The sequence below is a fragment of the Paenibacillus baimaensis genome (assembly GCF_025567575.1).
In genome coordinates this window covers 32,673-54,421 of record NZ_JAOQIO010000036.1, presented here as the reverse complement: position 1 = coordinate 54,421, position 21,749 = coordinate 32,673, and the positions used below count along the sequence as shown (strand labels likewise).

17 protein-coding genes are annotated in these 21,749 nt (G+C 47.0%); 12 read left to right on the top strand and 5 right to left on the bottom strand.

From position 1 onward, the window contains the following. Positions 1-25 precede the first annotated feature (25 nt). The 4 genes from OB236_RS12350 (at position 26) to argH (ending at position 5,094) form a co-directional block, all read left to right on the top strand. Positions 26-1,222 (top strand): acetylornithine transaminase, encoded by a 1,197-nt coding sequence (locus OB236_RS12350; RefSeq protein WP_262684277.1) that lies wholly within the window; start codon positions 26-28, stop codon positions 1,220-1,222. A 34-nt stretch (positions 1,223-1,256) separates the two neighbouring features. Then, a complete protein-coding gene (argF, locus tag OB236_RS12345; protein WP_076233471.1) occupies positions 1,257-2,210 on the top strand; it encodes an ornithine carbamoyltransferase in 954 nt (317 codons plus the stop codon). Between the two features lie 53 nt (positions 2,211-2,263). Beyond that, complete coding sequence (locus OB236_RS12340) at positions 2,264-3,502, top strand: argininosuccinate synthase (RefSeq protein ID WP_240419874.1); 1,239 nt, start codon at positions 2,264-2,266, stop codon at positions 3,500-3,502. A gap of 176 nt (positions 3,503-3,678) precedes the next feature. Continuing rightward, positions 3,679-5,094 carry an argininosuccinate lyase gene (argH, locus tag OB236_RS12335; protein WP_262684276.1) on the top strand — a complete coding sequence of 472 codons (1,416 nt, stop codon included), beginning with the start codon at positions 3,679-3,681 and terminating at the stop codon, positions 5,092-5,094. 179 nt (positions 5,095-5,273) lie between these two features. Here argH and OB236_RS12330 read toward each other — a convergent pair whose 3' ends face one another. The 3 genes from OB236_RS12330 to OB236_RS12320 form a co-directional block, all read right to left on the bottom strand. After that, positions 5,274-5,645: a DoxX family protein gene (locus OB236_RS12330; RefSeq protein WP_076233468.1), complete on the bottom strand. Its 372-nt coding sequence runs from the start codon at positions 5,643-5,645 to the stop codon at positions 5,274-5,276. Between the two features lie 22 nt (positions 5,646-5,667). Continuing rightward, a complete protein-coding gene (locus OB236_RS12325) occupies positions 5,668-6,117 on the bottom strand; it encodes a MarR family winged helix-turn-helix transcriptional regulator (protein ID WP_076233467.1) in 450 nt (149 codons plus the stop codon). A gap of 520 nt (positions 6,118-6,637) precedes the next feature. Next, positions 6,638-8,119, bottom strand: coding sequence for a VanW family protein (locus OB236_RS12320; protein ID WP_262684275.1), 1,482 nt, complete (start codon positions 8,117-8,119; stop codon positions 6,638-6,640). Positions 8,120-8,422: 303 nt separating this feature from the next. Between OB236_RS12320 and ftsE the strand changes: the two genes are divergently transcribed. From ftsE to OB236_RS12295, 5 genes are all read left to right on the top strand, one after another. Beyond that, the gene (ftsE, locus tag OB236_RS12315; protein WP_076233466.1) at positions 8,423-9,109 is read left to right on the top strand and encodes a cell division ATP-binding protein FtsE; all 687 of its coding nucleotides are present in this window, start codon (positions 8,423-8,425) and stop codon (positions 9,107-9,109) included. Next, a complete protein-coding gene (ftsX, locus tag OB236_RS12310; RefSeq protein ID WP_262684274.1) occupies positions 9,099-10,016 on the top strand; it encodes a permease-like cell division protein FtsX in 918 nt (305 codons plus the stop codon). The genes ftsE and ftsX overlap by 11 nt, the downstream gene beginning before the upstream one ends. A 64-nt stretch (positions 10,017-10,080) precedes the next feature. After that, the gene (locus OB236_RS12305; protein WP_262684273.1) at positions 10,081-11,361 is read left to right on the top strand and encodes a murein hydrolase activator EnvC family protein; all 1,281 of its coding nucleotides are present in this window, start codon (positions 10,081-10,083) and stop codon (positions 11,359-11,361) included. Positions 11,362-11,448: 87 nt separating this feature from the next. Beyond that, a complete protein-coding gene (locus OB236_RS12300; protein ID WP_262684272.1) occupies positions 11,449-12,900 on the top strand; it encodes a S41 family peptidase in 1,452 nt (483 codons plus the stop codon). A gap of 157 nt (positions 12,901-13,057) precedes the next feature. After that, complete coding sequence (locus OB236_RS12295) at positions 13,058-14,323, top strand: PDZ domain-containing protein (protein WP_262684271.1); 1,266 nt, start codon at positions 13,058-13,060, stop codon at positions 14,321-14,323. 236 nt (positions 14,324-14,559) lie between these two features. On the opposite strand, the gene OB236_RS12290 is transcribed toward OB236_RS12295, so the two are convergent. Beyond that, complete coding sequence (locus OB236_RS12290; RefSeq protein WP_076233461.1) at positions 14,560-15,339, bottom strand: OmpA/MotB family protein; 780 nt, start codon at positions 15,337-15,339, stop codon at positions 14,560-14,562. Further along, positions 15,326-16,114 carry a flagellar motor protein gene (locus OB236_RS12285; protein WP_240419884.1) on the bottom strand — a complete coding sequence of 263 codons (789 nt, stop codon included), beginning with the start codon at positions 16,112-16,114 and terminating at the stop codon, positions 15,326-15,328. Before OB236_RS12285 ends, OB236_RS12290 begins: the two co-directional genes overlap by 14 nt. 260 nt (positions 16,115-16,374) lie before the next feature. Between OB236_RS12285 and uvrB the strand changes: the two genes are divergently transcribed. The 3 genes from uvrB to OB236_RS12270 all read left to right on the top strand — a co-directional run bounded on the left by uvrB (position 16,375) and on the right by OB236_RS12270 (position 21,746). After that, complete coding sequence (gene uvrB / locus OB236_RS12280) at positions 16,375-18,372, top strand: excinuclease ABC subunit UvrB (RefSeq protein WP_262684376.1); 1,998 nt, start codon at positions 16,375-16,377, stop codon at positions 18,370-18,372. 90 nt (positions 18,373-18,462) lie between these two features. Then, complete coding sequence (uvrA, locus tag OB236_RS12275) at positions 18,463-21,324, top strand: excinuclease ABC subunit UvrA (RefSeq protein WP_144026523.1); 2,862 nt, start codon at positions 18,463-18,465, stop codon at positions 21,322-21,324. A gap of 197 nt (positions 21,325-21,521) precedes the next feature. Further along, positions 21,522-21,746 (top strand): hypothetical protein, encoded by a 225-nt coding sequence (locus tag OB236_RS12270; protein WP_240419885.1) that lies wholly within the window; start codon positions 21,522-21,524, stop codon positions 21,744-21,746. Positions 21,747-21,749 lie beyond the last annotated feature (3 nt).

Sequence of the window (21,749 nt, the reverse complement as noted above, 5' to 3'; positions counted from 1 at the left end):
AAATCAGGAAAAGGAGTGAGCTGGCATGGGAGAAGGAGCCAATTCTTTATTTCCGAATTACGGCAGCAGGTACGGGTTGACGTTTGTGAAGGGTGAAGGCAGTCGACTGTGGGATGAGCAGGGCAAGGAATACCTCGACTTGATGAGCGGAATTGCTGTTACGAATCTGGGGCATGTCCCTAAGCAGGTTACCGAGCGTCTGAAAGCGCAGATCGACCAGCTATGGCACACCAGTAATTTATTTCATATACCGAATCAGGAAAAACTGGCTCAATTGCTGACCGCTAACAGTTGTGGCGATGCTGTGTTTTTTTGCAACAGTGGTGCCGAAGCCAATGAAGCGGCGATCAAGCTGGCCCGTCGCTATTTTAATAAAGTACTGGGCAAGCCGGAGCAGTACGAGATTATTACGTTTCAGCAATCTTTTCATGGGCGTACATTAGCGACACTGACGGCAACTGGACAGGATAAGGTAAAAGACGGCTTTGCTCCATTGCCGGAGGGCTTTGTGTTTGCGCCTTATAATGATGCAGAGGCACTGAAGCAGCTAATCGGTCCCAAAACCTGCGCGATTATGCTGGAGATGGTTCAAGGTGAGGGTGGTGTGAACCGCGCTGAGCCGGAGTTCATTAAGCAAGTGACGGCTCTTTGTGAGCAGCATGGGCTGCTATTAATTATTGACGAAATCCAGACCGGAATCGGTCGTACCGGCAAGCTGTTCGCCTATGAGCATTATGGCATTCAGCCGGATATATTTACATTGGCCAAAGGCCTTGGCAGTGGTATGCCGATTGGTGCCATGGTCGGTAAAGAGAAGCTTCGTGAGGCATTCTCTGCAGGCAGTCACGGCTCTACATTCGGCGGCAATTATTTGTCTACAACGGCGGGTGTGGCAACACTGGAGACGATTTTGAATGAAAAGCTGTCCGAGCGCGCGGCAGAAATGGGCGATTATATCGTTAATGAATTGTCGAAGCAATTAGCCGATAACCCATTGGTAAAGGAAGTACGTGGTTTAGGATTGCTGATCGGGATCGAATGCACGCAGCCGGTTGCCGACTTGGTCACAACACTTCAGGAGCAGGCTGTTCTCGTAATCTCAGCAGGGCCGAACGTAATCCGATTGGCACCGAGTCTGTTGATAACGAAGGAAGATGTCGATCGGGGCATATCCGTAATCCGTTCGGTACTTAGCAAACAGGCGGCCGCTGCGGTACAATAAAAGCTGAATTTATTTTTGAGAGGGGCAGAGAACCTTGACAATCACAGAGCAACAACTAGCCGTGGATTTAAAAGGCAGAGATTTTTTGGGTCTATCTGACTTTACAACCGAGGAAATTCAATATTTGCTGGATATGGCGATAGATTTGAAAAAGAAACGTAACGCAGGGGAAGTATTCCATCCTTTGAAAGGCAAGACGTTGGGAATGATTTTTGAAAAGTCATCTACTCGCACAAGGGTTTCTTTTGAAGTCGGGATGTATCAATTAGGTGGTCATGCCTTATTTTTGAGCAGTAACGATTTGCAGCTGGGACGTGGTGAGACGATCTCCGATACAGCACAAACGATGTCTCGCTACCTGGATGGCATCATGATTCGTACTCATGCCCACCGCAAGGTTATTGATTTGGCTCGCGGCGCAACGATTCCCGTTATTAACGGACTGACCGACCGGTCGCATCCGTGTCAGGCATTGGCCGATTATCAGACGATATTGGAGCACAAAGGGCAGCTGCGCGGTTTGAAGGTCGCTTATATCGGGGATGGCAACAACATGGTGCATTCCTTGATCATGGGTGCAGCAAAGCTCGGAATCGATTTTGCGGTAGCTTCGCCTAAGGGCTATGAGCCTAATGAGAAGATTGTAACCTCAGCCGTAGATGTAGCGAACCAGACAGGAGCCAAGCTTTACGTTGGCAATGACGTCAAAGAGGCAGTAGCGGATGCCGATGTTATTTATACCGATGTGTGGGCGAGTATGGGTTTTGAGGAAGAGCAAAAAGAACGTGAAATCGCCTTTAAACAATTTCAGGTGAACGAGGCGCTTGCCAGTCTGGCGAAAAAGGATTACCTGTTCATGCACTGCTTGCCTGCCCACCGTGGCGAAGAAGTCAGCGAGGGTGTTATCGATGGACCGAACTCGATCATTTTTGATCAGGCCGAAAACCGGTTGCACGCCCAAAAAGCGATCATGGCAGCGATTATGTAAAGCACTTATTTGTTCATTTTAATTGTAATTATCAAAGGAGCGCGGAATCAAACATGGCTAAACAAAAAATAGTTCTCGCCTATTCAGGCGGTTTGGACACTTCGGTTATTTTAAAATGGTTAAAAGAAACGTACGATGCTGAAATTATCGCTTTTACAGCAGATATCGGGCAAAAGGATGAGCTGGACGGTCTGGAAGAAAAGGCGCTTGCGACAGGCGCATCCAAAATTTATATCGATGATCTTCGCGATGAATTTGCCAAAGACTTCATTTATCCGATGTTTCAGGCAGGCGCCTTGTATGAAGGCCAATACTTGCTCGGAACAAGCATTGCGCGTCCCTTGATCGCCAAGCGGATGGTCGAAATCGCCCGTCAAGAAGGCGCTACAGCGATTGCCCACGGCGCAACAGGTAAAGGTAATGACCAGGTGCGCTTCGAGCTTACAGCGGCAGCCCTGGCGCCTGAGCTGGAGGTTATTGCCCCATGGCGTCTGGATTCGTTCCGTGAAACCTTCCCGGGCCGTGCGGAAATGATCGCATACGCCGAGAAACACAACATTCCGGTAACGGCTTCGGCCTCCAAGCCTTATTCCACTGACCGTAACCTGCTGCATATCAGCTTTGAGAGCGGCATGCTGGAGGATCCTTGGTTTGATCCAAGCGCAACCTCGAACAAAGACATGTTCGTTTTGAGCGTTGACCCTGAGGATGCGCCGGATCAGGCAGAATACGTAGAATTGAATTTTGAAAAGGGTAACTGTGTAGGGGTTAATGGCGATCTGATGACTCCGCTGCACGTGATGGAGTATTTGAATGAATTGGGCGGCAAGCATGGAGTTGGCCGTGTCGATATGGTAGAGAATCGTTTTGTAGGCATGAAGAGCCGCGGCGTGTATGAAACACCTGGTGGAACGATCCTGTTCACTGCACATCGCAAGATGGAGTCGTTGACGATGGACCGTGAGGTTATGAGCCTGCGTGATTCGTTGATTTCCCGCTATAGCATACTTGTGTATAACGGCTTCTGGTTTGCGCCGGAGCGGTTGGCCGTTCAGGCTTTAGTGGATGAGAGCCAGAAGAATGTAACAGGTACGGTACGCTTGAAGCTGTACAAAGGCAATGTCATCGGAGCGGGTGTTCAAAGTCCTGTCAGCTTGTACAACCCGAACATTGCAACGATGGAAGCTGATCCGACTCAGGCTTATAATCAAGGTGATGCGACCGGATTTATTCGTTTGAACGCTTTACGCTTGAAGGTTTCCTCCGGCGTGGAGCAAAATGCGAAGTCGTAAGTAACGTATCAAGGAAAGCAAAATCCGAGTTGTGAGCAAATAGAAGGCATAGGCTTTTCTGAGCTGTCGCATAAGCAGCTTGGGAAAGCCTTGCATTGTGTATAAGAGACTCAAGATAGAATCAACTATGAACACACGGCTTTCATGCAGAAAGCTGTAAGAGAGGGGCTGTAACGGTGTCAAAGCTGTGGGGTGGACGTTTTACGAAAAAAACCGATCAATTGGTAGAGGAATATACGGCTTCCATTTTGTTCGATAAAGAGTTGGCAGAAGAAGATATACAGGGCAGTTTGGCGCATGTGACCATGCTGGGAACCTGCGGAATTCTTCCTCTGGAGGATGTCGACAAGATCAAAAACGGCTTGCTCAAGGTACAAAGCAAGATCCGTCAAGGGGACATCGAGTTCACGGTAGGCGACGAGGATATTCATATGAATATCGAGAAAGCGCTGATCGAGGAAGTGGGTCCCGTAGGCGGGAAGCTGCACACCGGACGCAGTCGTAACGATCAGGTCGCAACCGATATGCATTTGTATTTGCGTAAGCGCGTTGTTGAGTTTGTCGGGCTGTTGAACAAATTACAAGAGGCACTTCTTGGACAAGCCAGTCAAAACCTGGATACGATTGTGCCGGGGTATACACATTTGCAGCGTGCCCAACCGATTCTGTTTGCTCATCATCTGATGGCTTATGTGTCGATGTTCCAACGTGACATCGAGCGCCTGCAGGATAGCTACAAACGGATTAATGTGCTGCCGCTTGGTGCAGGTGCATTGGCAGGAACAACCTTTCCGATCGATCGTCATTTTGTAGCGCAGCAGTTGGGCTTTGACGGTGTGTACGAAAATTCGCTGGATGCGGTGAGTGATCGTGACTTTATTATCGAGTTTCTGTCAAATGCTTCGATGATCATGATGCATTTGTCACGCTTATCAGAGGAAATGATTCTGTGGTCGTCAACGGAGTTCCGTTTTGTCGAGCTGGACGATGCGTTCTGTACGGGCAGCAGTATCATGCCGCAGAAGAAAAATCCTGATGTGCCTGAGCTGGTTCGCGGCAAAACGGGCCGTGTGTACGGTAATTTGTTTGGTCTGCTTACGGTGCTGAAATCATTGCCGCTGGCCTATAACAAGGATATGCAGGAAGACAAGGAAGGTATGTTCGACACGGTACGGACACTACAGGGCGCGCTTCAATTGTATGCTCCAATGGTCAGTACGATGAAGGTCAACAAGGAACGGATGCGCCAAGCGGTCAATCAGGACTTCTCGAATGCGACCGATATTGCTGATTATCTCGTGAATAAAGGTCTGCCTTTCCGTCAAGCGCATGAAGTGATTGGCAAAACGGTGCTGTATTGCATCCAAAACGGGAAGTTTTTACTCGACTTGAAGATTGAGGAATACCATCAATTTTCCGATCTGTTCGAATCCGATATTTATGCAGTGCTGCAGCCAGAGCAAGTCGTGAATGCACGTAATGTGTACGGTGGAACGGCAACCGGACAGGTTAGTGCTGCCATTAGCCGCGCTGAGGCAGTGAAGCAGCAGACGGATGAGTGGTTCGAGCAGTTTTATAATAAAAGCAAGTAGGCCGTTAATTTAATAAAATTAACTAAAAACCATAAGAACGCTGTTTGGGCGTGTTTATGGTTTTCGGCTTTTTATTAGACAATGAGACTGCCTCCAGGTCAAGATTCCCGACTTTTGGAGACAGTTTTTTGTCACTTTATGTTTAAAAGCAAAAACGGGGGCTTATGTTAAATTGCTTACTATCCCAATTTTTTCAGACTCTTATTTCGCTTTCCAATAAAAATGACTAGTCCTATAATTAATAGGATGAATGAAGGTATTGCAGTTCCAATACCTTGACCAGCCTGTAAATGTGAAAACACTGCGCCTGCCATAAGCAACACTAGTCCTCCTGAGACAAGTAAGGCGATTCGAGGCTTCCAAAACCCAACCAAGAGACCAATGGCTCCCAAAACCTCACATGCACCGACAAAGTACATAAATCCGAGGGAATATCCAAAAGCTTCTGTAAAGAGCTGGCTTTGTTCTGCATTTCCAGTTAGCTTCATGACACCAGTAAGAATAAAAGCAACGACCAGCAATCCTTGAAAGATACGAATGATCCACTTCATATATGCATTCTCCTTTTAGTAGTTATCCTAATTCCTTAGCCCCAAGTCCGATTTTTTTCATCAAATGAATCAACTGCTCTTTTTCTTCATTACTGATAAAGGATAAATTGTGAGATATCGTTTCAACATGTTTTGGGAAAATCTCGTCAAAGAATAATTTTCCTTTCTCAGTAAGGACGACATTTGATGTTCTGCGGTCCGTTGGACTAGCTTCTCTTTTTACCAATGCTTTTGTTTCAAGTTTATCTACTACGTAGGTGATACTCCCACTTGGGATCGAAAAGGTTTCACTAATCTTCTGGACTGGATGAGGTCCTTTACTATAAAGAAGCTCAAGAATCATAAAGTTAACCGGGTCTAACCCGTGACTTACAATATCTTTTTTAACATTTTCGAATACGGTCCTCGAAGCCTTTCCCCATACTCGAATTAACCTTAGATCAAGCTGACTTTGTTCATCCTCTTGAAACATTGATTCCTCTTCCTTTCAAAAAATAAAATTTGTGGTACATTTTTTGAGATTCCGGGTACTATCAGTAATTAACACATCAGTTGGCAGTTTGATTAAGAAAAGACGCACCTCATCCATTACATTACCCTAACATTATATATCCTATAATTAGTTCTTATTTATCCTAACATTAGGATAAATGGTTGTCAATAAGAATTGAATACATTGTCGATACGGTGATCAATTCCGTCTTGAACTCACAAAAAGAGACTGTCAAGTGAAAGAAGCGAAGAGACAATCAAGCCCAAAAAAATTATATGGAACGCTGTTTGGTTGAATGACTTTTGCTAAAGGGTCAAAAAGGAAAAGAGCAGGAGGAGTTTAGAGAGGAACTTGTCCCGTTTTGAAAGACTAGGAGTTGATGGAGAAATCAACTCTTTTTTGTTGGAGGAAGATTCACCTATGATCGAGGGTGCAAAGCTATTTGCAAAAGTGAACTCCAATCCGGCCGTACTTAGACGACTGTTTGGATTGGAGCTTTTTATCTGTACACAGGTCCCTTAATCCCATCCTCGACCAAGGGTACTTCATAAGGCTTGGCTGGTTGAAGCTTGGGATCAGGCTGACCCGAGGGAGTGGTCGGGTATACCGCGATAATCGTCGGCTGTGCGGCATAAGTATCCAGCGAGATACGCTCTTGAGAAATGATCCGGTCTGCTTGTTTCTTATAGCGTATAGTATCCACCACATAACCTGGTTTACCTTCACTAATAAGCTGCTTCTTGCCAGGTGATAAAGTAGGATTAGCCACATAGCGGATTTCGGGCTGAAGCGTGCGAATCGTATGGGATTCGATAGCATACGTCGTATCGATGGGAATTTGACCGAATAGTTTAACAGTCATTTGCCGATCATCTACCGACGTTCGGATGAGCAAGTACTTGTCTGTACTATTGCGAAATTGAAAATTAATGTGCCCAGCAGCAAAGGTCGCATCTTGTCCAAGTGGAACATAGCTGACTGGCAAGGAATGATGGCGTCTTTCGACAATCGTAAGTCCAGCACGCAGTACGGCATTGTAAAGGGTGGAGGATACCTGGCAGATGCCACCGCCGATCCCAGGGACAAGCTTGCCATTTACGATAACAGGCGCCTCCTGAAAGCCGAACCGAGCCTCTGTCTGTGCAATATAGGTTGCATAATCAAAGGTATCCCCCGGTTTCATCAGCAGGTCATGGATCGTCGATGCCGTTGAGCGGACGTTGTGCAGGCGACCTTCGCTCGTTTGCATGAGTGGTGTAGAGAACTCGCTGATTTTGCGATCTACCCCCTGAGCCTGGAGAACGGAAAGCGTGAGGTCTGGCTTTTGGGTCACAAAGGAGAGAGGAATATCGATGGGTTCCACGCTTTCCTCTGATTGGGAAGATATCCGATCCCTGGTCCCCAGTGGACGAATTTCCTTTTGTAATTGCTGTAGTAAAGCGGTCTCGTCTACACGGTTTACTGGCCTATCAGGGATATAGCTGATCTCATCGGTAGGCCCCACAACGCGCTGAGCAGGGCTTGGTTGTTGTCCATACAGAGTGGACAATTGCAGGAGAAGTGCTCCATGAAGGACAGCGGGATCAAATTCGTAACGGAGTGCCTGATGCCGCTCACGCAGTTGCCAACGGGATACCGCACGAGTCCAGGGTGACCCCGTACGGAGCTGTGCCAAGGGCACAAGTGCATCTTCTACGGACACACGAAGACCCAACTGCTCCATCGTAGCAGTGAAGGCTGGTAGCTTCAAATCGGGCAGCGTACTGACCAAACGAATGGGCTGCTGCCGCACAAGCTGTGTGTGTTCGGTAAGCTGCTGCTCAAATTCCATGTAGGTAATTCCACCCACATGCCATTCATCTATTGTATATCCAGCAGGCATTCGATTCTGCAGGCCGTATAGAGCAATCCCCAGACAAGCGATAGCAGTTATCATCAACATATAAACAAACAGGCGTATATAAGGGTTCCGGTATTTCACTATAGGATGCACTCCCTTTTTTGAAAGTACCTTGGCCGTTCAAGAGGTTCTGCTCGTACACTTGATGTATATGCGATCCTCTTGGGGAACTTGACTAGTTCTCTGTTCCAGCAAGAAAACTGAAAAAATGCTGAAAATCATTTCCATACGAAGGAATTTGGCTGTTAGTGTCGAAACCATATAAGCTAGCGAGGTTAATCAGCGTGATGATTCGAACAGGATGGCTATCGTTTACTCAGGTAGCGGGCACGTATAAGAAAATTTATACGTTCTTATCTACTTAAACAATCAGGATGTGATACCGTGATAGAAATGCAAGATGTGTGGAAAACGTACCCAGACGGCAGTCAAGCATTGAAAGGGATCACCGTCAAAGTGAATCGCAACGAATTTCTGTATGTCGTTGGACCGTCCGGCGCAGGAAAATCGACATTTATGAAATTGATTTATAGAGAAGAACGGCCAACCAAGGGGAGTATTTTCGTAAATGGTTTTAACCTGGAGAAGCTTAAGCAGCGCAAAATACCATACGTGAGGCGCAATATCGGCGTTATTTTTCAGGATTATCGGCTGCTGCCCAAGTTGACCGCTTTTGAAAATATCGCTTTTGCGATGGAGGTTATCGAAGCGCCGAAGAAGATCATCAAGAAGCGTGTGCTTGAAGTGCTGGAATTGGTCAAGCTGCGGGATAAGGCGAGCTCATTGCCGACTCAGATGTCCGGTGGCGAGCAGCAGCGGATCGCGATTGCCCGGGCTATCGTGAACAACCCGACGGTTATTATCGCGGATGAGCCAACAGGTAACCTTGATCCCGATACCTCGTGGGGCATTATGAAGCTAATGGAAGAAATTAATTTTCGTGGTACGACCATCATTATGGCAACCCATAATAAAGAAATTGTGAATACGATGCGTAAACGTGTGCTTGCGATTGAAGATGGTCAAATTGCCCGCGATCAGGTCAGGGGTGAATACGGCTATGAGGATTAGCACAGGGTTCCGCCATATTCGCGAGGGCGGTAAAAATGTGATCCGCAATGGCTGGATGTCATTTGCTTCGATCAGTTCGATTTCGATTTCGTTGTTTATTCTCGGTGTCTTTTTGCTGCTGACCTTGAATGTCAACTATTTGGCAGAGCAAATCGAATCACAGGTTGAAATTCGTGTGTATCTGGATGTGGAAATTCCTAAAGATCAAATACAGCCTCTGCAAAATGAAATTAGCGCGATTCCTCAGGTCGACAAGGTGAAATTTGTTTCTAAAGAAGAAGGCATTGTATATTTACGCGAAAAGCTTGGTGAAAGCGGTAAACAACTGCTGGAAGGCTTTGAGGGTGAGAACAATCCGCTGAACGATTCGTTTACTGTCGAGGTTCTGGCACCGCGCGAGGTGGCGAGTGTTGCCCAAATGATTACGGAAATCAATAATAAAAAGCCGACTAAACCGATATATCGTGTCAGCTACGGGCAAGGAACGGTAGAAACGATGTTCAAGGTCACGAAAATTGTCCGTTATGTAGGTCTTGCTATGGTTGCAGGACTGGCGCTCACGGCGATGTTCCTGATCGCGAATACGATTAAGCTGACGATTATCGCGCGGCGGCGTGAAATTGCTATTATGAAGCTGGTGGGAGCGACGAATTCGTTTATTCGCTGGCCATTTTTCATAGAGGGCGCATTGCTTGGCGTGGTAGGTTCAGTCATACCGGTTGGTGTCCTGCTGTACGGCTATTGGCAAATGATGGAGTCCACCCAATTGGATTTAAATTTATTGATGATTAAATTGCTGCCATTTCAACAGATCTACATGACGATGTCATGCTTATTGTTGGGGATTGGAATCTTAATAGGCATTTGGGGAAGTACGTTGTCCGTTCGCAAATTTTTACGGGTCTAAACCGGTTGCTAGTAATCACTTAACGTCCATACCAGTCTAGTCTAATTATGGGGGGAACCGCAGTTTGAAGAAAAATGTGTTAACTTTCATCATATCAGCAGGATTGGTCAGTACGTTAATCGTGCCACAGCTTGCAGGGGCAGCTAGCTCTGCTACTCAGCGAATTGAGCAGGAGCTTAACCAGCTAAGAAAAGGTCTTTCTGATAATCAGAAAAAGGCCGCCGAGTCAAAATCTGCAATTGATAAAATCGCGCAGGAGAAGCAGGCTGTCACTAAGGATCTGAATACGCTGTTAGCCGAGATCGTGACGGCCAATCTGAAGCTGAACGATCTGAATAATCAGATTAGTGCGGGCAAGGAAAAGCTGGCTGTTAACGGCAAAGAGCTGGAAGAGGTTGAGGAGCGTATTGATTCTCGGGACAAGCTGTTGAAGTCGCGTCTTCGATTGATGTATATGAACGGTGTGGTTTCGTATGCGGATGTGCTGCTGAGCTCTACGAGCTTCGGTGATTTTCTGGATCGTTTGAACGCTTTAAATGCTATAGTAAATCAAGATAAGCATATATTGGAGGACAATCGCAAGGACAGAACGGAGAAAGAGGGCAAAGAAAAGCAGATTAAACAGGAGCTGAGTCAGGTTGGGGATTTGTATACCCAGCAGGCTGTTCACAAATCCGATCTGGATAATAAAGAGAAAGAAAAGCAAGTCATGATCGCCAGCCTCTCGCAAAAGGAAAAGGAAGAGAAACATACGCTCGAGGATATTAGTGAAGACTCGGAAAAAAAACTGGTTGAAGAGGCACGCAAGCAGTCGGCGCTCGCTGAAGCGAAGCGCAAAGATGCTGAGGCTGCTGCGGCAGCCGCGGCGGCTAAAGCCAAAGCAAAGGCAGGCAATAGCGCCACCCCTGGCAACAGCACTACTCCTGCTCCGGCAGCACCATTCACAGGAGGTAAATTTGCTTATCCATTAGCAAAAGTGGCTACAATGACCTCAGATTTTGGCTATCGCTCCGATCCGTTTAATGGGAAAAAAACGATGCATAAGGGCATCGACCTCGGAGCTCCCAATGGAACGAGCATTTTGGCTGCTGGTGATGGTGTCGTGATTGTCGCTTCCTGGTGGAGCGGATACGGAAATACGGTTATTATAGATCATGGAAATGGTTATTGGACGTTGTATGGACATATCCGTAACGGGGGGACGGTTGTGGAGAAGGGAGATAACGTCAAACGAGGCCAAAAGGTAGCTGAGGTGGGGTCAACCGGGGAATCAACGGGCAATCATCTTCACTTTGAGGTTCGTATTAACGAGGATCCTGTAGATCCTAAGCCATATCTTCGCTAAACCGCTGTTAATAATTTCTAGAGGCTTGTCATACACTACAAAGACGAGTCCAATAAAGGTAGTCATAAAGGCGGTGTATTTAAAAGTATGAACTTCAAGGGACGTACGGTTATATTATTTGTTTTGTTGGCCATGTTCGCCAGCAGCATCATGACGCTCATGATCGTGAACCCTTCGACATTGGCGGCAGGGTTGAAGGGCGGGGCTGTAGGCTCCACGGTGACGTCCGGACTAAGCACGAAAGACATGAATAAGCTGTCAACTACCTATCAGCTGATTGAAGGCAAATTCTTGTCCCAGGTCGATCATGATAAGGTCATGACGGGTGCGATCAATGGCATGCTTTCCTCGTTGGAGGACCCTTTCACTGTCTATATGGATCAAAAGGAAGCCAAGCAATTCGATGAGAGCATCACTTCCTCCTTTCAGGGAATTGGCGCAGAGGTATCCTCCGAGGAAGGCAAGGTGACGATCGTTTCTCCAATCAAGGGCTCACCAGCGGAAAAGGCGGGATTGCATGCCAATGATGTCATTTTGTCGGTCAATGGAGAGAAGCTGGATGGCTTAACGCTGAATCAGGCGATTATGAAAATCCGCGGACCCAAGGGCACACAGGCCAAGCTGGAAATTGTGCGTTCTGGCTCTTCCGACCCGATTCAAATGACGGTTGTGCGGGATGATATCGACGTTGAAACGGTGTATGCGGAGATGCTTCCGAACAATATTGGTAAAATTGAAATTCGTCAGTTTTCCAGCAATACATCCAAAAGGTTCAAGGATGAGTTAGCAGGTCTTGAAGCCAAAGGGATGAAGGGCTTGGTTATTGATGTTCGGAACGACCCGGGTGGTCTGTTATCGGCAGTTGTTGAAATTGTCGAGCCGTTTGTACCTAAGGGGAAACCCATTGTGAAGATTGAGAACCGCAAGGGTGAGCAGGAGGACACCACCTCCCAGGGCACAGGTAAAAATTATCCCGTGACGGTACTGATCAATAAAGGCAGTGCTAGCGCATCGGAAATATTGGCGGGAGCCCTGCATGATTCCTCCGGCAGCAAGCTGATAGGGGAAACCACATACGGTAAAGGCACGGTGCAGGTTACGTTTGAAAAAGAGATGGGCGATGGCAGCAATATCAAAATGACTGTGTATAAATGGCTGACACCAAGCGGTACCTGGATTCACAAAAAAGGGATCGCGCCTGATATTGCCATTGATCAACCAGCTTATTTTAAAGTAGCTCCGTTAACGAAAAAAGCAACCCTGGTGCAGGATACGAGCAGTGAAGATGTTAAAAATCTGCAAACGATGCTAAAGGGACTTGGCTTGAATCCGGAACGTGCGGATGGCTATTTTAGTGAAAAAACAGCTCTGGCGGTCAAAGCATTTCAGCGGATGCAAAATCTACCGATTACCGGTGAAGTCGATACCGAAACAGCGACACGTCTGGAGAAGATGATTTTGGCAGAAATTAAAGATCCCAAAAATGATCTGCAGCTCAAGGCAGCAACGCAGCATTTGCAGTCCATTATGACCAAATAATAGTTCAAATGTAACAGCAGCAGGAATCTTGATCCGTGGAGTGCGTAAGGTTTATATAAAGAGGTGGGCAGGAATCGGCCTGCTCTGCGTCGAATCATAGTGAGGAGGGTGGATACGTCCGCCTTCCTATTTTATTGTTGCAGAGGGAGCTTTCCACATGAACGTGTTTATGGAGATCGCACTTAAAGGGCTGCAGGCCCTGCTTCAATTACTGATCAATCCTTTTTATTATGTGGGTATATGTTTTGTCATTTTACAATACCGCAGACAAATAAGTCTGGAGCGTAAATTGTTTCATACCAAGCTGCATTCGATACTGTCGCAAACGTGGCAGACGCTGCTGTGGGGCTTGATCGGGGGTATTGCAGCTTCTATTGTGATGGCGTTCATTGGCGCAACGATACAAGTCGAGGCTGTACTTATATTATGGGTTATCGCTCTGCTGCTGCTCTTTATTCGGGTGCGATTTTTATGCTGGGCTTACGCGATTGGGCTTATCGGCATCCTGCAATCGATATGGATATTCATCCCCATCCTACATACAGTAACCGGTCTATCTTGGTTGACGGAGCCTTTGCTTGCATTAAATATGCCCTCCTTACTGGCATTGATTGCGATCTTGCACGTAGTGGAAGCCGTACTGGTTCGCATGAGGGGGGCTCGTACAGGGACACCTATGTTCTACGAAAGCAAACGCGGGAAAATCGTCGGAGGCTATCAGCTGCAGGGATTTTGGCCGGTTGTGTTATTCCTAGTGGTCCCTTTTCAAGGTGGGGGCACATTGCTGCCCTGGACACCACTGCTGGGTGCAGGACTATGGAGCGGAGGCTGGACAATTATCGGTTTTCCGATGATGATCGGGTTTGCTGATATCACGCTATCCCGGCTGCCGGAAGAGAAAGCCAAGCTCAGCTCTAATCTGTTGTTCATGTATGCTGGTGCGGTGCTGGTGCTGGCGGCTCTCGCTTACTTAGGGCCTGTTGCGACATTGATTGCATGTCTGGGCTGCATATTGCTTCACGAAGGATTAAGAATGTACAGCCGTTGGGACGAATCGAATCGAAAGCCGTATTTTGTGGAAGATCCACGCGGATTAAAAATATTGGGAGTCTTGCCTGGAAGTGCTGGGGATGAGATGGGTATACAAGCAGGTGAGATTATCCATAAAGTCAACGGCCTGCCGATTAGGTCCAAACATGAATTGCACCATGCGATGCAGTTGAATTCTGCCTTTTGCAAGCTTGAGGTACTGAACCTGGCTGGAGAGAGTAAATTTTTGAAGAGACCTATGTTCTCTGGAGAGCATCATCAGTTGGGTATTCTTCTCGTTCCCGATCAGGATGCACCTTACTACGTAGAGGAGAAGTCGGTACATTTTTGGAGATATTTACGTAGAAAGCTCCCGGGTACGATAAGCAAATGATGGGAACAAATAGGGCTCCTTTTTAAAGATTCATTCGATTATGTAGAACATATAAAATAAAAATTGTTCCACAAGGAACAAAAAAGCTACCGGAAATTAATTCCGATAGCTTTTTTTACTATCCATACTGAGAGCTGGCTATACAACGTACAAGCTCTGATTTGAACCATGGCCATGCAGGATGGCTCATGATTATGGATTGAAGGCAGATTAACTGATACACTCAACGGATGGTGTTAAGGCTTTGTAGGCTCACGCAATACAATGATTTCAACCCGGCGGTTTTTTGAACGATTCTCAGGGGAATCATTATTGACAACCGGATGCGTATCCGCAAACGCACTGGACATAAATTTTTTGGAATCCAGACCCATCGTATCTGTAAAATAGCGTAGTACAGAAAGCGAACGCTCGGAAGAAAGTCTCCAGTTATCCTTGAACAGCGATCCGGTAGCTAACGGCAGATCATCCGTATGTCCCTCGATACTGATGGTTGAGTCCAAGGTAGGGAATAAACTCGTTAATTGATTCAGAATCGGATAAGCTTCTTTCTTCAAATCGGCTTTACCCAAGTCAAATACAAACAGATCGTTCAAGGTTACGGTAATGCCTCTCGGTGTATTAGCGACAAATACTTGGGATTGCAGGTTTTGCTGCTGTATGTATTGCTGTATTTTTTCCATCAGATCCTGAAGCTGTTTTTCACGAAGCTCTTTTTGTTCCTTATCTTCTTTATCCTTCTTATCCTTGTCGGCACTCTGGTTCTTATTGCCTTCGTCCGCCTTGGATACATTGACACGACCAAGTACTCCATCACCGCCAGGCATCACCGACTCCGCTTTGGTGTATTGGAAATTCAGGGATTGGGCAAGCACGGAGTATTTATCAGTATCGATTTTACTCATCGCATACATGATCACAAAGAAGATTAAGAGCAGTGTAATCAAGTCCGCATATGTGATTAACCATCGTTCATGATTTTCATGTTCAGGATGCTTCTTCTTATTCCTCGCCACCTGGATCACCTGCGCCTTCAGCTTTCTTATGGCTCTGATGCTGGAACGATTTCAGCTTTTTCTTGATCAATTGTGGATTTTCACCGGCTTGCAGAGCCAGTATGCCTTCCAGCATCAATTCCATTTCGGAAATTTGTTCCTTACTGCGAATCTTGATCTTAGTGGCGAGTGGGAGATATATCACGTTGGCTGAGGAAACCCCGTACAAAGTAGCGGTAAACGCTACTGCGATGGCAGGTCCTAATGTGCCTGGATCAGAAAGGTTGCCCAAGACATGAATCAAACCCATAACGGTTCCGATAATCCCCATAGCTGGTGCATATCCACCCGCAGTTTCAAAGATTTTGGCCCAGCCCTCATGATGATGCTCCAGGGCGTCCATTTCCAGCTCCAGGATTTGTCTGGTTAATTCAGGATCGGTACCATCAACAACCATCATCAGTCCATCACGCAAAAAATCGTTCGGGTTTTCCTGAGCCCGCTGCTCCAGCGCGAGAACACCTTCCCGTCTGGCCACAGTAGCCATATCAACAAGCTCTTCAATAATCAGGTTGGGATCACGTTTTTTTTCCTTGAAAGCCATGCCAAGCGCCTTCGGAATTTCTTTCAAACGTGACATCGGAAAGCTGATAGCAACGGCTCCCGCCGTACCTCCAAAAATGATGAGCATGGCGCTGGGGACGATAAGCGCATCGAGATGACCACCATCCCACATATATCCCCCTATCAAAGCACCCAAACCGATAACAAGACCTAAAATCGTTGTTAAATCCACTTTTCCTACCACCCTTACAATGAGTAAAATGCTGGCCTTCTATGGATCAATTATGTCTTGCCTCCAGGGTCAACTTGTTAAAGTTGGAAGCATTCTCAGTTTGCAACAAAAGATGAAAAAAGGTATAATACATGGGAACAGGTATTCCTATGCAGCTCATTGTCGATGGATGTAAGACTTCGTCGAGAGTTGCATATTATTTATCGGAAGCAAGCGGTCAAAAGTTTAGAAAAATTGATCATTCGATGGACGGTGATGGAATGAACGAAGTGACGATGAGCAACAAACCCTTTGAATTGATTTCGGATTATACGCCTCAGGGAGATCAGCCGCGAGCTATAGAACAGCTGCTGCAAAGTATCCAATCCGGACAAAAGCATCAAACGCTGCTCGGTGCGACAGGTACAGGTAAAACGTTCACGGCAGCCCAAGTCATTGCCAAGCTCAATCGGCCAACGCTGTTGATTGCTCATAATAAAACGCTCGCCGCTCAGCTATGCAGTGAGCTGAAAGAATTTTTTCCTAACAACGCAGTTTCTTATTTTGTCAGCTACTATGACTACTACCAACCAGAGGCTTATATTGCTTCTTCAGATACTTTTATTGAAAAAGACTCCAGTATTAACGAAGAAATCGACAAGCTGCGGCACTCCGCGACCAGTTCCTTATTTGAACGGCGTGATGTGATAGTCGTTGCCAGCGTATCGTGTATTTACGGTTTGGGTTCACCAGTTGAATACCGCAATTTGGTTCTTTCGCTGCGAGTAGGCATGGAGCGCTCCCGCAACGAGCTGCTGCATCGTTTAATCGACATCCAGTATCAGCGTAACGATATGAATTTTGTGCGCGGCACGTTTCGTGTTCGCGGTGATGTTGTGGAAATCTTCCCGGCTTCCCATAGTGAGCATGCGGTTCGGGTGGAGCTGTTCGGGGATGAGATTGAACGTATTACAGAAATTGATGTATTAACGGGGGAAATCTTGGGTGAGAGGGACCATATCGCGATCTTCCCGGCTTCCCACTTCGTAACCCATGAGGATACGATGAAACGGGCCCTTGTCAATATCGAACGGGAGCTGGAGGAACGACTGGCGGAGCTCAATGCCAAAGGCAAGCTGCTTGAAGCTCAGCGGCTGGAGCAGCGGACTCGCTACGATATCGAGATGATGCAGGAAATGGGTTTTTGCTCAGGGATCGAGAACTACTCGGGACCGTTAACCTTTCGTGAGTCAGGTGCAACACCTTATACGCTGTTCGACTACTTTCCGGATGATATGCTGATCATGGTCGATGAATCTCATGTGACGCTGCCGCAGATTCGCGGGATGTACAACGGCGACCGTGCACGGAAGGAAGTGCTTGTGGAGCATGGCTTCCGGCTGCCGTCAGCGATGGATAACCGGCCGCTGCGTTTTGAGGAATTTGAGAATAAGGTCACCCAGGCTGTGTTTATATCGGCTACTCCGGGACCGTATGAATTGGAGCATTGTCCGGTCATGGTGGAGCAGATTATTAGACCTACCGGTTTGATTGATCCGATTATAGAAGTGCGGAAGACCAAGGGTCAGATTGATGACCTGCTGGGAGAAATCAATGACCGTATCCGCAGGGATGAGCGTGTGCTTGTTACCACGTTAACGAAGAAAATGTCGGAGGACTTGACTGATTATTTCAAGGAAATCGGCATTAAAGTGCGTTATCTGCATTCCGATATCAAAACATTGGAGCGAATGCAAATTTTACGGGACCTGCGGTTGGGCGTGTTTCATGTTCTCGTCGGTATTAACCTGCTGAGGGAAGGTCTTGATTTGCCGGAAGTATCGCTTGTTGCCATTCTGGATGCCGATAAGGAAGGTTTCCTGCGTTCTGAGCGTTCGTTGATTCAAACGATTGGCCGGGCGGCCCGGAACTCCAACGGACGTGTCATCATGTATGGGGATAAAATTACCGATTCGATGGCTAAAGCTATGGGAGAAACGAGCCGCCGTCGTGAAATTCAGCTCGCCCACAACGAACAGCACGGCATAACACCACAAACGATTCAGAAAAAAGTCCGTGATGTGATCGAGGCCGTCAAGGTTGCCGAGCAAAAGGCTGACTATTTGACTGATATCAAGGGCGCCAAGATGTCCAAAAAGGATAAAATGTCCTTGATTGAACGATTGGAAAAGGAAATGAAGGATGCCGCCAAAAACCTGCAATTTGAACGAGCGGCTGAGCTTCGTGATGCCGTCATGGAATTAAAAGCCGATTTGTAGTGGATAGGAGTAATCGGCTGAATCGTTTATAATGGATAAGATGGCAGACGCTTGACAATCCGTTGAAATCAAAAGGATGGTGTTATGCACGTGATCAGAGACAATATTGTGATCAAGGGCGCGCGAGCGCATAATTTAAAAAATATAGATGTTACGATTCCACGGGATCGTTTTGTTGTACTTACAGGCTTAAGCGGATCAGGCAAATCGTCGCTTGCTTTTGATACCATTTATGCTGAAGGGCAGCGCCGTTATGTAGAGTCGTTGTCTGCTTATGCGCGGCAATTTTTAGGGCAAATGGACAAACCGGATGTGGATTCCATTGAGGGACTGTCTCCGGCGATTTCCATTGACCAGAAAACGACAAGCCGTAACCCGCGTTCTACCGTCGGAACGGTCACCGAGATTTACGATTATCTTCGTTTGTTGTTCGCTCGTATCGGGCGTCCGCATTGTCCCGATCATAAGATCGAGATTACCTCCCAGACCATTGAGCAGATGGTAGACCGGATTATGGAATATCCCGAGAGAACACGTCTGCAGATATTGGCTCCGATCATCTCGGGTCGCAAGGGCGAGCACACCAAGCTGTTGGCTGATATTCACAAGCAGGGCTTTGTGCGCGTGCGCGTGAATGGCGAAACGATGGATTTGTCCGAGAAGATCGAGCTCGATAAAAATAAAAAGCACAATATCGAAGTGGTCGTTGACCGTATCGTCGTTAAGGACGATGTGCAGAGTCGGTTGGCCGATTCGTTGGAAACGGCTCTTAAGCTCGGTGAGGGCAGAGTTCTCGTTGATATTATCGATCAGGAAGAGCTGTTGTTCAGCCAAAACTTGGCATGTCCGGTATGCGGATTCAGCATTGAAGAGCTGGCTCCCAGAATGTTTTCCTTCAACAGTCCTTTCGGAGCATGTCCCGATTGCGATGGATTAGGCAGTAAAATGGTTATAGATCCAGATCTGCTCGTACCGAACCCACAGCTATCGATCGAGCAGGGAGCTTTTGAAGCCTGGGCGGGCAGTACATCGAACTATTATCCGCAGTTCCTGGCAGCCGTATGTGAGCATTACGGGATATCACGGACGACTCCTGTGGCCGACTTAACCCCCGAGCAGATGAAGAAGCTGCTGCTGGGTACAGGCGGTGAGAAGGTACGGTTCCGTTACGAGAATGATATGGGTCTCAGGAAAGAAGCGATGGTTCCGTTCGAGGGAATTATTCATAATCTGGAGCGTCGTTATCGGGATACGTTCTCGGAAGGCATTCGTGAGCATATCGAGAGCTATATGAGCTCGAAGCCGTGCGGCAAATGTAAAGGTCAGCGCTTGAAGGCTGAATCGCTGGCTGTCACCATCAATGAGAAAAATATTGCTTATGTCACATCCTTGTCCATCGGTGACTCAGCGGTATGGTTTGATTCCTTGTCGTTGACGGACAGAGAGATGCAGATCGCCCAATTGATTCTCAAAGAAATCAAGGCACGCCTAGGCTTTCTTGTTAATGTAGGGCTGGATTACCTCACAATGCATCGCGCAGCGGGAACCCTTTCCGGTGGAGAGGCGCAGCGGATTCGATTAGCAACACAGATCGGGTCTAGCCTGATGGGCGTACTCTACATTTTGGATGAGCCCAGCATCGGTCTGCATCAGCGTGATAATGAGCGGTTAATACAGACGCTTGAGCATATGCGCGATCTCGGAAACACCCTGATCGTAGTAGAACATGATGAAGACACGATGATGGCAGCTGACTACATTATCGATATCGGTCCTGGCGCTGGTGTGCATGGCGGAATGGTTGTGTCCCAGGGAACACCACAGGAGATTATGGATGATCCCCATTCGCTAACAGGCCAATATTTAAGCGGCAAGAAATTTATCCCGATTGCTGCCTCCCGACGGGAACCGAATGGGAAATGGCTGGAAATCAAGGGAGCTAAGGAAAATAACCTGCGTAATGTGAACGTTAAGCTGCCGTTAGGTGTGTTCACCTGTGTAACGGGTGTCTCCGGATCAGGCAAAAGTACTTTAATTAATGAAATCTTGTACAAAACCTTAGCCAAGGAATTAAATAGAGCCAAGGTACGCCCAGGTGAGCATAAAGAATTTATCGGACTTGAGCACGTGGACAAGGTGATCGAGATCGACCAATCGCCAATTGGACGAACACCACGCTCCAATCCAGCCACCTATACAGGGGTATTTGACGATATACGCGATTTGTTTGCTACTACGAATGAGGCTAAAGTTCGCGGCTACAAGAAAGGGCGCTTCAGCTTTAATGTGAAGGGTGGACGCTGTGAAGCCTGCAGCGGGGACGGAATCATCAAGATCGAGATGCATTTCTTACCGGATGTGTACGTTCCTTGTGAGATTTGCAAAGGCAAACGGTACAACCGGGAAACATTAGAAATTCATTACAAAGGTAAAAGCATTTCCGATGTGCTGGGTATGACGATCGAGGATTCATGCGAATTTTTCAAAAATGTGCCTCGGATTCATCGTAAGCTGCATACACTTCTTGAGGTAGGTCTCGGTTATATGGACCTGGGACAACCAGCGACAACCTTGTCGGGTGGAGAGGCGCAGCGTGTGAAGCTTGCAGCTGAGCTGTATCGCAGAAGCACAGGCAAAACGATCTATATTCTCGATGAGCCAACAACAGGATTGCATATTCACGATATTGATCGATTGCTTAAGGTGCTGCACAAGCTGGTAGATAATGGGGATAGTGTTCTTGTCATCGAGCACAATCTGGATGTCATCAAGACAGCGGATTATATGATTGATCTCGGTCCCGAGGGCGGCAGCAAAGGCGGTACGATTGTGGCTACGGGAACACCTGAGGAGGTCGTCAAAGTAAAAGGCTCCTATACAGGGAAGTATCTCAAGCCCATTCTGGAGCGAGATAAAGCGAGATCCGCTGAATATATAGAGCAGTTGGCTTAACGTTTTATCACATCAGGAGTTATAAATGTTAGAAGCAATGGACACTGTATAGATACACAGTTGTTTTTGAAAAAGCATCGACGCAAAGGCAAGAAATGTTGACAAAGTTGTTACACTTCAGCAAATCACTTGCACTTCGCAGCTAGTCAAGCTAAGATAGAATATAAGCAATTTTGTAACCATGAGGAGGTCTCTCGATGTTTTTGGCCGAAGAGGCAGCAAAAGCAGCGCAAGCCGCATCAACTTTTAACGGGTTTGACGTATTCGTGATCTTGTTCACGATTGTAATCGCTATTGGTGTTGTACGTTTACTGGCATCTCCTAAAAAAAATATTTTTGCCATCGGGTTCGGTGGAATTAGCTTGGTCGTTTTTTTAGTGATGGATGCTGTAATGGTTATGAGCTGGATGGGTAAACTCTAGGTA